11 protein-coding genes and 1 pseudogene are annotated in these 12189 nt (G+C 72.0%); 5 read left to right on the top strand and 7 right to left on the bottom strand.

The features are described from left to right. The first annotated feature begins 164 nt into the window (after positions 1-164). Both H181DRAFT_RS12515 and H181DRAFT_RS29425 read left to right on the top strand, forming a co-directional pair. Positions 165-890: a creatininase family protein gene (locus tag H181DRAFT_RS12515; RefSeq protein WP_045864480.1), complete on the top strand. Its 726-nt coding sequence runs from the start codon at positions 165-167 to the stop codon at positions 888-890. Continuing rightward, positions 887-1861: a RibD family protein gene (locus H181DRAFT_RS29425; RefSeq protein ID WP_254666813.1), complete on the top strand. Its 975-nt coding sequence runs from the start codon at positions 887-889 to the stop codon at positions 1859-1861. Before H181DRAFT_RS12515 ends, H181DRAFT_RS29425 begins: the two co-directional genes overlap by 4 nt. A 105-nt stretch (positions 1862-1966) precedes the next feature. Here H181DRAFT_RS29425 and H181DRAFT_RS29420 read toward each other — a convergent pair. From H181DRAFT_RS29420 to H181DRAFT_RS12485, 5 genes and pseudogenes are all read right to left on the bottom strand, one after another. After that, positions 1967-2797: pseudogene (locus tag H181DRAFT_RS29420) on the bottom strand (lysylphosphatidylglycerol synthase transmembrane domain-containing protein); the annotation flags it as partial. Further along, positions 2794-3654 (bottom strand): trans-aconitate methyltransferase, encoded by an 861-nt coding sequence (locus H181DRAFT_RS12500; RefSeq protein ID WP_045864479.1) that lies wholly within the window; start codon positions 3652-3654, stop codon positions 2794-2796. The pseudogene H181DRAFT_RS29420 and the gene H181DRAFT_RS12500, both read right to left, overlap by 4 nt. Further along, complete coding sequence (locus H181DRAFT_RS12495; protein WP_078895727.1) at positions 3651-4775, bottom strand: glycosyltransferase family 4 protein; 1125 nt, start codon at positions 4773-4775, stop codon at positions 3651-3653. Before H181DRAFT_RS12495 ends, H181DRAFT_RS12500 begins: the two co-directional genes overlap by 4 nt. A 68-nt stretch (positions 4776-4843) precedes the next feature. Further along, positions 4844-5242: a 6-pyruvoyl trahydropterin synthase family protein gene (locus H181DRAFT_RS12490; RefSeq protein ID WP_045864478.1), complete on the bottom strand. Its 399-nt coding sequence runs from the start codon at positions 5240-5242 to the stop codon at positions 4844-4846. Between the two features lie 68 nt (positions 5243-5310). Beyond that, the gene (locus H181DRAFT_RS12485; protein WP_045864477.1) at positions 5311-6300 is read right to left on the bottom strand and encodes a zinc-dependent alcohol dehydrogenase; all 990 of its coding nucleotides are present in this window, start codon (positions 6298-6300) and stop codon (positions 5311-5313) included. A gap of 107 nt (positions 6301-6407) precedes the next feature. Here H181DRAFT_RS12485 and H181DRAFT_RS12480 point away from each other — a divergent pair, with 107 nt between their 5' ends. Continuing rightward, the gene (locus H181DRAFT_RS12480) at positions 6408-7172 is read left to right on the top strand and encodes a CDP-alcohol phosphatidyltransferase family protein (RefSeq protein WP_045864476.1); all 765 of its coding nucleotides are present in this window, start codon (positions 6408-6410) and stop codon (positions 7170-7172) included. Between the two features lie 108 nt (positions 7173-7280). Beyond that, positions 7281-7934, top strand: coding sequence for a GTP cyclohydrolase II (gene ribA, locus H181DRAFT_RS12475; RefSeq protein ID WP_045864735.1), 654 nt, complete (start codon positions 7281-7283; stop codon positions 7932-7934). 480 nt (positions 7935-8414) lie between these two features. On the opposite strand, the gene H181DRAFT_RS12470 is transcribed toward ribA, so the two are convergent. Both H181DRAFT_RS12470 and H181DRAFT_RS12465 read right to left on the bottom strand, forming a co-directional pair. Beyond that, the gene (locus H181DRAFT_RS12470; protein ID WP_045864475.1) at positions 8415-10640 is read right to left on the bottom strand and encodes an NADP-dependent isocitrate dehydrogenase; all 2226 of its coding nucleotides are present in this window, start codon (positions 10638-10640) and stop codon (positions 8415-8417) included. A gap of 364 nt (positions 10641-11004) precedes the next feature. Then, a complete protein-coding gene (locus tag H181DRAFT_RS12465) occupies positions 11005-11226 on the bottom strand; it encodes a hypothetical protein (protein WP_045864474.1) in 222 nt (73 codons plus the stop codon). Positions 11227-11375: 149 nt separating this feature from the next. On the opposite strand from H181DRAFT_RS12465, the gene H181DRAFT_RS12460 reads away from it, so the two are divergent. Further along, positions 11376-12176 (top strand): SDR family NAD(P)-dependent oxidoreductase, encoded by an 801-nt coding sequence (locus H181DRAFT_RS12460; protein WP_045864473.1) that lies wholly within the window; start codon positions 11376-11378, stop codon positions 12174-12176. Positions 12177-12189: the final 13 nt, after the last annotated feature.

Below are 12189 nucleotides of genomic sequence, written 5' to 3'. Positions count from 1 at the left end.
AGCGGAAGGAAGGGGGAACGGGCCGGACGTGGGCCTTCTCCCCCTTCTCCGGTGGGGCTGGTGGGTGTGGGGTTTCTGTGCAAGCGTGATCGTGCCGCCGCCGGGCCCGCCGCCGCGGCACCCCCACGACGCTCGACGCACCGCCCCGAAGGAGCCCGACACCCATGGACAGCATCGCCTCCCACGCGCTGCCGAAGGAGACGACCGAGGACGTAGGGGAGCGCCGGGCGACCGTGGCGGTCCTGCCCGTGGGCAGCTACGAACAGCACGGCCGCTACATGCCGTTGGCGACGGACACGCTCGTCGCGTGCGCCGTCGCCGGCCGGCTCGCCGCCGCCTACCCGGTGCAGCCGCTCCCGCCGCTGACGTTCTCCTGCTCGCAGGAGCACGCGAAGTGGCCGGGCACGGTGAGCATCACCGCGGGCACCCTCATCGCGGTGATCCGCGACATCGCGGCCTCCCTGCGGCGTTCCGGGGTGACGGGGCTCGCGATCGTCAACGGGCACGGCGGCAACTACGTGCTGCGCAACATCGTCCAGGAGGCCACGGAGGAGGGGCACCGCATGGTGCTCTTCCCGACGGGCGCGGACTGGGAGGACGCCACCGCGAAGGCCGGGGTGGAGACACCCGCCCGGAGCGACATGCACGCGGGCGAGCTCGAGACGTCGATCCTGCTGCACACGCGGCCGGAAGCCGTACGCGAGGGATACGAGTCGGCGGACTGGCTGTGCGACGACCGCCGGCATCTGCACTCCCTCGGCCTCGGCCCCTACACCTCTTCCGGCGTCGTCGGACGCCCTTCCCTCGCCTCCGCCCGCAAGGGGGACGACGTACTCACGGCCCTCTGCGGCGCGTTCGAGGACCACCTGCGCGTGCTGGAGGCGCTGTGACCGCCCCCGGCGAGCACGGCCACGCGGACGTGACCGGCACGGCCGCCGTGCCGGGGGCCGCCGCCGAGGCAGCGGCGACCGGCACGCCCCGAACCCTGGGAGGCCAGGAGGCGTGGGAGCGGCTGCTGCGCGTGCGCACCCGCGAGGAGGCAGCCGGGGCGGGCCTGGAACAGGGGACGGACGGCGGATGGCGGTGGCGCGTCCCCGCGTCGCCGGACGCCGGGGTCCTCGCCTCGCTGTACACGCCGCTGTGCCTGGCGGGAGCCGAGTGCGCCTTCGCCCAGCTCGGCCAGAGCATCGACGGGTTCATCGCCACGCGCACCGGCCACTCCAACTACGTCACGGGCGAGGAGGACCGCCTCCATCTGCACAGGCTGCGCGCCCTGTCCGACGCCGTCCTCGTCGGAGCGGGCACCACGATCGCCGACGATCCGCGGCTGACGGTGCGCGCCTGCACGGGCGGGAACCCGGTGCGGGTGGTGCTCGATCCGCGCGGCCGCGCCTGGGAGTCGAGCCGCGACGCGCAGGTCTTCACCGACGGGCAGGCGCCCACCCTGCACGTGATCGGCACGGACGCTCCCGCAGGTACGGAGGCGGCCTCCTCGTCCGGCGCTTCATCGTCCGGCGCCTCCTTGTCCGGTGGCGCTTCCGGCGGCGCTTCCGGCGTCGAGGTGCTCCGGCTGCCGCGCGGCGAGGGCGGTTTCGAGCCCCGGACGCTGCTGGACGCGCTAGCGCAGCGCGGTCTGCGCCGGGTGATGGTGGAGGGCGGGGGTGCGACCGTGTCCGGGTTCCTGCGCGCGGACGTGCTGGACCGGCTCTACGTGACGGTCGCGCCCGTCGTCATCGGCGACGGCGTGCCCGGCCTGCGGTTCCCCGGACCCGTCCGGATGGGGGAGGCCCTGCGTCCGCCCACCCGCGTCTTCCCACTCGGCGAAGACGTGCTCTTCGAGCTGGACCTCCTCGCGGCGTGACCGGCGCGCCGCCACCAGGCGGAGCGCCAGCACGCCGGCGCCGGGCAGGCTGGAGAGCAGCGCCAGAGCCCCGTAGACGACCGCGGCCGCGAGGCCCTGGGCGGCTCCCAGCCCCGCGACGCCGAACGCCAGCGCACACACGCCCTCGCGGGGCCCCCACCCGCCGACGTTGACGGGAAGGGCCATCACCAGCAGCGCGAGCAGCAGCGGTGGTACGAGCACCGCCAGCGGAGCGGTCGCCCCGGCCACGCGGGCGGCGGCGAGGAACAGGCTCAGGTGGCCCGCCAGGGCGAGCACCGACAGCCCCAGCACGCCGGGCCAGCTGTCGCGGGCGAGCAGCGCAGTGCGCGCGTCCGCGAAGAACGCGGCGAGCGAACGCTGCCACCCGGCATGCTCCGCGGGGGAGCGGCGGGCCCGCACCACACACACCGTGGCAACGGCGCCGAGAGCGGCCACCAGCACGGCGAACACGGCCAGCTGGATCCGGTACGCGCCGAGCACCGGCAGGTACGACGTACCCGCGCCCAGCACGGCGAGGGAGGCGGCGACCACGACGACCTGGCCGGCGGTGCGTTCCAGCAGCACCGCGCGCACGCCCCGTCCGACGTCGCCGTTGTCCTTGCCGTGGCGGACGGCCCGGTGTACGTCGCCCAGCACGCCCGAGGGAAGCGTCGCGTTGAGGAAGAGCGCCTGGTAGTAGTCGGCGATCGCGGTGCGCAACCGCATCCGCACGCCCAGCCGCTGGGAGACCACCAGCCACCGGCCCGCGCTGAAGACGGTGGCGGGGACGCTGAAGAGGAAGGTGAGCAGGACGGCGCGGGCGTCTATCCGTCCCAGGGCGTCCAGCAGTTCGGAGGTGCCCAGCCGGTAGAGGACCGCGACGAGGATGCCGACGGCGATCGGTACGCGCAGCCCGCGCCACAGCCTGCGCGTCATGCGCGTCCGCCCGGTCCGGGGAGCGCGAGCAGATCGCGGTGGTGCACCACGGCGCGCAGCCCGCCCTCCTCGCACGTGCGGAGTCTGCGGCGCAGGTAGTCCTCTCCCGCCGCCCGCAGACCGGGCCGCTGCGCGAGAGCCGCCCCGACCCAGCCGCGCAGCCACTCGGCGGTCAGCTCTCTCTCCTGCGGCCCGAGCCGCCACGGGCTGAGCCGGGTGCGCACCGTCGCGCCGTGCAGTTCGAACGCGGAGGTGGCCGCTTCGACGGCGTCGGGTCCGAGCAGGCGGCGCCCGTCGACGGCGCGGCGCTGATGTTCGTTGAAGGCGGCGGCCATCTCGCCGTCGAGGGGGTCGGCGGGGTCGAGTTCGACCCTGCCCTCCACGGAGAGGGCGAAGAGGACCGCGCTGCCCGCCGTTGTGCACGCGGCGGCGATGCGGTCCACCTCCTCGGCGGTCAGCAGGTCCAGCAGCGCCGAGGCGGCCACCACGGAGGTGCCCGCGAGGTAGTCGCCGGTCACTTCGGTGACGTCCAGCTCCTCCGGTACGACCTCGACGGGGCTGCCGTCGGCGGCCTGCTCCGGCATCCGGGAGGCGATGCCGGCGAGCAGGTCGGGATCGCGGTCGTGCATGATCCAGCGCTGCGGGCCGTCCAGCCGGGACGCGAGCCAGCGCCCCATCGACCCCGTGCCGCAGCCGAGGTCGCGGACGGTGACCGGACCTCCGCCGCCGCCCGGCCGGGCGGCGGCCAGGAACTCGCGCAGCGGCTCCAGCAGTTCGCCGGAGCGGGCCTGTGCGTCGGCGCCTTCACGCAGCGAGAGCCATTCGGGGGCGTAGCGGGAAGCGCCGACAGCGTTCAAGGAGTTCTCCGGTCTTCGTGTCGCGCTCCGTCGTCCGGCGGAACGGACGGTTCGGGCGCATCGGGTCGTTCGCCGCGAAGACTCTCCAGTACCTCGTCAAGGCGCTGAGAGGCTCCGGGCCAACCTTGCAGTCCGGCACGGCGCCGACGTGCGGATGTTGTCACAAGACGACGAATTGTGGGCTCGGTCAGCCACTTGCGCAGGGCTCCGGCCAGGGCACCGGCGTCGCCGGGCGGTACGAGGATGCCGGGGACGCTCCCGTCCGGTGCCGTTCCCACGGTGTCCCTCACGGCGCCTGCCGCTGTGGCCAGTACGGGGATGCCGCGGGAGAGCGCCTCCGTGAAGACCATGCCGTAGGTCTCGGCGTGCGACGCGAGGACGAACAGGTCCGCCGCGTCGTACGCCTCGGCGAGCGGCCGCCCCGTGAGAGGCCCCGACAGCCTTACGCGGTCCTCCAGTCCGGCGTCGCGCAGCACACCGCGGAGCTCCTCGGTGTAGGCGGGGTCCCGGTCGAGGGCTCCGACGAACTCGCAGGTGAACGGCGCGTCGGCGACCTCGGCCAGAGCGCGGGCCAGATCGGCCTGCCCCTTGCGGCGCGTGACGGCGGCGACGCACAGCAGCCGCGAGGCGCCGTCGGTGCCCCGGGCGAGCGGAGCGGGGTCCGTGCCGGGGCACACCGTGTGCACGCGCCGCGGGTCCAGCCCGTGCCGCTGCCGCACGTCGCGTGCCGCCCAGTCGCTGGTGGCGACGACAGCGTGCGCGGCACGCAGCGTCCGGCCCTCCAGCTCCTCCAGCCGCGCCGCCGTGCCGGGTTCGAGCCCCGTCTCGTCCGCGAGGGGCAGGTGCATCAGCACCGCCACGCGCAGCCGTCCGGTCTCGGGTACGACGATCTCGGGCACCCCGCAGGCGACGAGACCGTCCACGAGTACGACGGATCCGTCCGGCAGGCCCGCCAGTTCACGCTCCAGGGCGGCCCTGGCCGACGGGCCCGGATCGGGCCAGCCGCCCGGGAGGGCCGCCTCGCCCACCGGCCGTCCCGCGGCGGCGAGTTCGCGGCACATCCGGCGGTCGTAGGCGTTCCCGCCGCTGGGGGACGCGGGGTCGTCCACGTCGCCGGGCATCACGAAGTGCACGGGTGAAGCCCTCTGCGCGCCGCCTCCCGGACCGCCCCCGGTACCGTCCGCCGAGCTCACAGGGAGCGCTCGTAGCTGGCCCACGCCACGTGCGACTCGTGCAGCGTCACCACGACCGAGTCCAGGCCGCGCGCGTTCTCGCCCAGAGCGCCGCCGTGGACCTTCTCGGCGAGCCGGTCGGCGACGACCTTGCAGAGCACCTCGGTGGAGGTGTTCATCCCGGCGAAGTCCGGTTCGTCGTCCAGATTGCGGTAGTTGAGGGCGGCGAGAATGCCGTTCAGCTCCTGCGTCGCGGCGCCGATGTCGACCACGATGCCGTCGGAGTCCAGCTCACGGCGGCGGAAGGTGGCGTCGACCACGAAGGTCGCACCGTGCAGCCGCTGGGCGGGTCCGAAGACGTCACCGCGGAAGCTGTGGGCGATCATCATGTGGTCACGGACGGTGATGCTGAACATCGTTCACTCTCCGGTGGTTCTGGTGGTGGTGCCGGCCGGGATCGAGCCGGTGGTCGGGTTCGGGTCCGTCACTGGGCGTCGTCGTCGCCGTACGTGATGAGGTGGCACAGGGCGGGCAGCCGGCCGCTCGCGATCTCGGGCATCACCTCGGGGAGTTCGTCGAAGCCGGAGCTGCCGGTGACGAGCATCTCCAGCGCGGGGTCCCGCAGCAGGTCGAGCGCGAGGGCCATGCGGTCCGCGAACGTGCGGCGCGAACGCATCGACGGGGGCAGCGCCCCGACCTGGCTGCTCCTGATCGCCAGGCGGCGCGAGTGGAAGAACTCCCCGAGCGGGACGCTGACCTTCTCCTCGCCGTACCAGCTCAGTTCGACGATGCGCCCCTCCGGTGCCAGCAGCTCCAGGGACCGGGTGAGGCCGGCCTGCGTGGCGCTGGCGTGCACGACGAGGTCGCAGTCCTCCGCCGCCTCCTCCGGCAGGGCGAAGCCGACGCCCAGTGCCTCCGCGGCCTCGGCGCGCGAGGGGTCCGCGTCGACCAACTCCACCCGGGAGGCGGGGAAGCGGCCGAGGACGGCGGCGACGCTGCACCCGACCATCCCGCCCCCGACCACGGCGATCCTCTCGCCGAGCATCGGCGCCGCGTCCCACACCGCGTTCACCGCGGTCTCCATCGTTCCCGCGAGCACCGCCCGGCGCGAGGGCACCTCGTCCGGCACGGGAGTCACCGCCTCGGCGGGGACCACGTAGCGGGTCTGGTGCGGGTAGAGGCAGAAGACCCGGCGGCCCAACAGGTCATGATCCCCCTCTTCGACGATCCCCACGTTCAAATAGCCGTACTTGATGGGTCCGGGGAAATCGCCCTCCTGGAAGGGGGCCCTCATGACATGGTGCTGGCTTTCAGGCACCCGGCCGTGGAAGACGAGGCTCTCCGTCCCGCGGCTCACACCTGAGCAGACCGTACGCACGAGCAACTCGCCTTGGCCGAGGGAAGGAAGGGTGACGGAGTGGATCTCGCCGAATCCCGGGGACCGGAGCCAGTAAGCCCGTGCCGTGCGCTCCATTTGTGCCCTCCAGGCAAGGTGGCAACTGCAATTTCTTCACATCACGCTGATCACTCGTACCATAATCAGCCCCATCCGGCTCCGCTACACCTGCACCGGGAGGCGCGATGATCACGCAAGGCGGGCGGAAGGCCGGGCAGTTGGAACGGCAGACCGTCCTGGGGGTCGCCGCTCAGCTGCTGCTTCTCGCGCTCCTGGGGTGGACGGTCGGGCTCGGGCCGGTGGGCTGGCTGACCGGCACGCTCTTCGGTGTGACGGTCTGCGCCGTGCTGCTGCGGTCCGGCAAGCCCGGGCTCGGGCCGGCCGACAAGGTCACGCTCGCCCGGGCCACGCTCGTCGGCGGGGTCACGGCGCTCGTGGCGGACGCGGGCGGCGGCGCGCATATCGGCGCGACCGTGGCGATGACCACCTGCGCGCTCATGCTGGACTTCGTGGACGGCCTCGTGGCGCGGCGTACGGGAACGGCCTCCTCGCTCGGAGCGCGATTCGACATGGAAGTCGACGCGTTCCTTCTTCTTGTACTGAGCATCTACCTCGCGTTCGCCCTCGGGCCGTGGGTGATAGCCATAGGCGGCATGCGGTACGCCTTCGTCGCCGCCGCCCGGGTGCTGCCCTGGATGAACGCCCCGCTCCCGCCGAGCTTCGCGCGCAAGACCGTCGCGGCGCTCCAGGGGATCGTCCTCCTCGTCGCGACCGCCGGTGTTCTGCCCGGATTTGTGAACGTCACGCTGGTCGCTCTCGCGCTGACCTCGCTGGTGTGGTCCTTCACACGTGATGTCGTCTGGCTGTGGCAGTCCCGTCCGCGCTGTGGGAGAGTCGGCTCCGTTCCGGCCGCCCGGTATCCCGGGCGTTCCCGCGCGACGCTGCCCTGACTGTGCTTTTCACCCAACTCCGCGCATTCAATTCCGAGAATGCGCACGTCGATTCAGCTTTTCCAGCAAGAGCCAGATGAATGGTTGTACGGGAGGTACGCTCAGCCCATGGCAGACCTTGAATCCCTTGCGAACGGCGCCCCGCCGCGATCTGCTGTCGAGCGGGTGGTCGAGGTCCGGCTGCCCACGGTGCACGGAGATTTCCTGGCCATCGGGTACTTGGACCGGGAGAGCGGAAGAGAGCAAATAACCCTCGTACACGGCGACATCACCCCGCACGGGGTGCTCACCCGTGTGCACTCCGAATGCCTGACAGGAGAGGTCTTCGGGTCGACGCACTGCGAGTGCGGTGACCAACTGGGCACGGCCCTGCAGATGATGGTGGCCGAGGGCGCGGGCATCCTGGTCTACATTCAGGGCCACGAGGGCCGCGGCATCGGGTTGTTGGCCAAGTTGAAGGCGTTGAAGCTGCAGCAGGCCGAGGGACTCGACACGGTCGAGGCGAATCTCGCGCTGGGGCTCCCGGTGGACGCGCGGGAATACAGCGTCGCCGTCGAGATCCTGAACGACCTGGGCGTGGAATCCGTCCGCCTCCTCTCGAACAACCCGAGAAAGCGCAACGCGCTGGAGGCCAACGGCATCGACATCTCGGAACGCATCCCGCTGCTGATTCAGCCCAACAAGGAGAATTTCGACTATCTGTGGACCAAGCGGGAGCGGCTCGATCACAGCCTGCCGCATCTGGACGGTCTGCCCGGCTGACTCGCGCCTCCGCCCCGGGAATCCCGGCACACCCGGCACAATGCCGGCCATGCGATTCCAGGACCGGGCCGCAGGCCCGGGGCGGCGACGCATCGAATTCCCCGGAACTCCGCTCGCCGCACCGCCGCGGCAGGAACGCCTGGGAATGCCCGGATTTCCATCGGGGACGATATCGGGGCGGTCTCCGCTCCGGATGACCGTCCCCGTCCGCTGACGACTCCCGTACGGCGGCCGGAGGAACCACCGCTTCCACCGGCCGCCCGGCCCCGCGCCACGCGCGCGACCCGCCCGGCCCCGCGCCCTCCCGTCACCGCTCCGGCTCCCGGCGTGCGCAGAGGCGTGCTCCGTCCCCTTCGCAGGCCGTTCCCCCTCGCCCGCCGTCGCGCTCACACACGTGCGGGCACGGCACGAGTCAGGGCCCCGCCCCACCGGAGTGGAACGGAGCCCTGGACGACTCGGTCCGACCTACCGCGCCGTGCCTCAGCCCCGGCTGAGGGCGGCCAGCGCCTCGTTGAACGTCTTCGACGGACGCATCACAGCCCCCGTCTTCTCCTCGTCGGGGTGGTAGTACCCGCCGATGTCGGCCGCGGAGCCCTGCACCGCGATCAGCTCGTCGACGATCGTCTGCTCCTGCTGCGACAGCGTCGTGGCGAGGTCAGAGAAGGCCGCGGCCAGTTCGTCGTCCTGGGTCTGCTTCGCCAGCTCCTGCGCCCAGTACAGCGCCAGGTAGAAGTGGCTGCCGCGGTTGTCGATGCCGCCCAGCTTGCGGCTGGGCGACTTGTTCTCCTCCAGGAACGTGGCCGTCGCCCTGTCGAGGGTGTCCGCGAGGATCTGGGCGCGCGGGTTGCCGGTCCGCTGCGCGAGGTGCTCGAAGCTGACCATGAGCGCGAGGAACTCGCCCAGGCTGTCCCAGCGGAGGTAGTTCTCCTTGACGAGCTGCTGCACGTGCTTGGGCGCGGACCCCCCGGCACCCGTCTCGAACAGGCCGCCGCCGTTCATCAGCGGGACGATGGAGAGCATCTTCGCGCTGGTGCCCAGCTCCAGGATCGGGAAGAGGTCCGTCAGGTAGTCGCGCAGCACGTTGCCCGTGACGGAGACGGTGTTCTCGCCGCGGCGGATGCGCTCCAGGGAGAACGCCATCGCGTCGACCGGGGACATGACCTGGATGTCGAGTCCCTCCGTGTCGTGCTCGGGGAGGTACTGCTCGACCTTCGCGATGAGGTTGGCGTCGTGCGCGCGGCTCTGGTCCAGCCAGAAGACGGCGGGGTCACCGGTCGCGCGGGCGCGGCTCACGGCCAGCTTGACCCAGTCCCTGATCGGGGCGTCCTTGGTCTGGCACATGCGGAAGATGTCGCCGGTGGCGACCGCCTGCTCCATGAGGACGGCGCCGCTGCCGTCGAGCACCCGCACCGTGCCGGGGGAGGCGATCTCGAAGGTCTTGTCGTGGCTGCCGTACTCCTCGGCCTTCTGCGCCATCAGGCCGACGTTGGGCACGGAGCCCATCGTGGACGGGTCGAAGGCGCCGTTGGCGCGGCAGTCGTCGATGACGACCTGGTAGATGCCCGCGTAGCTGCTGTCGGGGATGACGGCGAGGGTGTCGTCCTCCTCGTCGTTCGCGTTCCACATGTGGCCCGAGGTGCGGATCATCGCCGGCATGGAGGCGTCGACGATCACGTCGCTCGGAACGTGCAGGTTCGTGATGCCGCGGTGGGAGTCGACCATCGCCAGCTGGGGGCCCTCGGCGAGCTCGGCCTCGAAGGACTCCTTGATCTTCGCGCCCTCGGGCAGCGACTCCAGGCCCTTGAAGATGCCGCCGAGGCCGTCGTTGGGGGACAGGCCGGCGGACGCGAGCGCCTGGCCGTACTCGGCGAAAGTCTTCGGGAAGAACGAGCGGACGGCGTGACCGAAGATGATCGGGTCGGAGACCTTCATCATCGTGGCCTTCAGATGGACCGAGAACAGCACGTTCTCCGACTTCGCCCGCGCGACCTGCGCCTCGAGGAACTCCCGCAGCGCCGCGACGCGCATGACGGCGGCGTCCACGACCTCGCCCGCCAGCACGGGTACGGACTCGCGCAGCACGGTGACGCTTCCGTCGTCGCCCGCGAGCTCGATGCGCAGCGAGCCGGCCTCGGGGACGACGACCGACTTCTCCGTCGAGCGGAAGTCGTCGCCGTCCATGTGCGCGACGTTCGTCTTCGACCCGGACGTCCAGGCGCCCATGCGGTGCGGGTACTTCCGGGCGTAGGACTTCACCGAGGCGGGCGCGCGGCGGTCGGAGTTGCCCTCCCGCAGCACCGGATTGACCGCGCTGCCCTTGACCTTGTCGTAGCGCGCGCGGACGTCCCGCTCCTCGTCGGTCTTCGGGTCGTCCGGGTAGTCCGGCAGCGCGTAGCCCTGCTCCTGCAGTTCGGCGACGGCCGCCTTGAGCTGCGGGATGGACGCCGAGATGTTCGGCAGCTTGATGATGTTGGCTTCGGGCGTCTTCGCCAGCTCGCCGAGGTGGGCCAGCTCGTCGTCGATGCGCTGGTCCTCCCGGAGACGCTCGGGGAAGCCGGCGATGATGCGCGCCGCGAGGGAGATGTCACGGCTTTCGACACCGACGCCGGCCGTCGACCCGTAGGCCCTGATGACGGGCAGGAACGAGTACGTGGCCAGGGCCGGCGCCTCGTCGGTTTGCGTGTAGATGATGGTCGAGTCAGTCACCGATACTCCGCTTCACGTCTACGTCGTCTCGACGTCAAGATATCTCCTGGGCGGCGTCCGCGGACACCGCCCCCCGGATCCGGCCCCGGCCGCGGAGGAGATTCCGCGCACACCGCGGGCATCGCCGCGGCGGGCGGCCCGCGGCCGTGTACCCAGGACGGCGCCGCTGAAGAACGCGCCGCGGCACGCGTCCGAACGGGCACGGCGGGCCGTCCTGGACGGCACGGGCGTTCCGGCGGACGCCCCGGACAGCACGAGGCGTACCGGCCTGTGCGGCCGGTACGCCTCGGTGCGCTGCGGTGGGACGGCTCGCGGGCGGGCCTCTCCGGGCTACCGCCGGGGCGGGACCGCCCTGCGGGTCAGGTCAGAGCTTGTCCATCGCCGTGTACGGGCTGGGGATCCGGGCCTGGCGGGAACCGAAGTCGACGAGCATCGCGATCCCCTCCTCCACGCCGATGATCCTGCCGAGGCCGTACTGGTCGTGCGAGACCCGGTCTCCCAGGGCGAACTGCTTGGCGAGCGGGGCGACGGGCGCCTTGAAGGGACTGGTGGGCAGGTGGCGCCTGGGCGCGGAACGCTTCGTCATCGTGTAGTCAGTATGCTCCGCATCCTCCGCCACGGCCAGGCCCGGGGCGCTGCCCGACGGTTCCCGGGCCTTTGCGCCCGCCCCCGTCCGGGGCCGGCACGGCTCCCGCGAGCGGGGAATGGGAGCGGGCAGCGGGGTACCCGGGGCCGATGAGTGACAACGCACCCCTGGCGGTCGTGACCGGCGCGTCCCGGGGCATCGGTTACGAACTGGCCCGGCGCTTCGCCGCACACGGCTTCGACCTGGTGATCAATTCGGAGGACGGTGCGCTGGCGGCCGCCGCCGAAGAGCTCAGGGCCGCGCCCGTCGACGTCCGCGCGGTGCAGGCGGACCTGCGGACCGAGGCGGGCGTCGAGGAGCTGTACGTGGCCGTGACCTCCACGGGACGGCCCGTGGACACGGTGGCCCTCAACGCGGGCGTCGGGCAGGGCGGCGCCTTCGTCGACACGGATCTCGCTGACGACCTGGCGGTGATCGACCTGAACGTCGTCTCCACCGTCCGGCTGGCCAAGCGCTTCCTGAAGGAGATGGCCGCCCGCGACGAGGGGCGGATGCTCGTCACCTCGTCGATCGCCGCGACCGTGCCCGGCTCGTTCCAGCCGGTCTACAACGCCTCGAAGTCCTTCCTGCAGTCCTTCGTCCAGGCCCTGCAGGAGGAGCTGAAGGAGACGGGGGTGAGCCTCACGTCCGTCATGCCGGGGCCCACGGAGACGGACTTCTTCCGCCGGGCGGGGATGCTGGACACCCGCCTCGGCCGGATGCGGAAGGACGACCCCGCCCAGGTCGCGGGGCAGGCGTTCGACGCGGTGATGTCGGGCAAGCCGAAACTGGTGACGGGATCGGCGGCGACGAAGGCGCAGGGGATCGCCGACCGGGTCCTCCCCGACCGGTTGAAGGCCGCGGCTCACCGGCGGGTCGCTGAACCCGGTTCGGGGAGGAAGGCCGGCTGAGGCCGGGGGTCGG

This window comes from Streptomyces sp. WMMB 714 (assembly GCF_900090125.1).
GTDB classification, from domain to species: domain Bacteria; phylum Actinomycetota; class Actinomycetes; order Streptomycetales; family Streptomycetaceae; genus Streptomyces; species Streptomyces daqingensis.
The sequence above is the reverse complement of the archived record's forward strand: the minus strand, read 5'-3'. Positions and strand labels throughout refer to the sequence as shown.

What these genes read in the sequence shown, in the direction of transcription:
- H181DRAFT_RS12515 (WP_045864480.1), top strand. Translation starts at nt 165, where the DNA reads ATGGACAGCATCGCCTCCCACGCGCTGCCGAAGGAGACGACCGAGGAC.
- H181DRAFT_RS12495 (WP_078895727.1), bottom strand. Translation starts at nt 4,775, where the DNA reads ATGCCCGGCGACGTGGACGACCCCGCGTCCCCCAGCGGCGGGAACGCC.
- H181DRAFT_RS12490 (WP_045864478.1), bottom strand. Translation starts at nt 5,242, where the DNA reads ATGTTCAGCATCACCGTCCGTGACCACATGATGATCGCCCACAGCTTC.
- H181DRAFT_RS12485 (WP_045864477.1), bottom strand. Translation starts at nt 6,300, where the DNA reads ATGGAGCGCACGGCACGGGCTTACTGGCTCCGGTCCCCGGGATTCGGC.
- H181DRAFT_RS12480 (WP_045864476.1), top strand. Translation starts at nt 6,408, where the DNA reads ATGATCACGCAAGGCGGGCGGAAGGCCGGGCAGTTGGAACGGCAGACC.
- ribA (WP_045864735.1), top strand. Translation starts at nt 7,281, where the DNA reads ATGGCAGACCTTGAATCCCTTGCGAACGGCGCCCCGCCGCGATCTGCT.
- H181DRAFT_RS12465 (WP_045864474.1), bottom strand. Translation starts at nt 11,226, where the DNA reads ATGACGAAGCGTTCCGCGCCCAGGCGCCACCTGCCCACCAGTCCCTTC.
- H181DRAFT_RS12460 (WP_045864473.1), top strand. Translation starts at nt 11,376, where the DNA reads ATGAGTGACAACGCACCCCTGGCGGTCGTGACCGGCGCGTCCCGGGGC.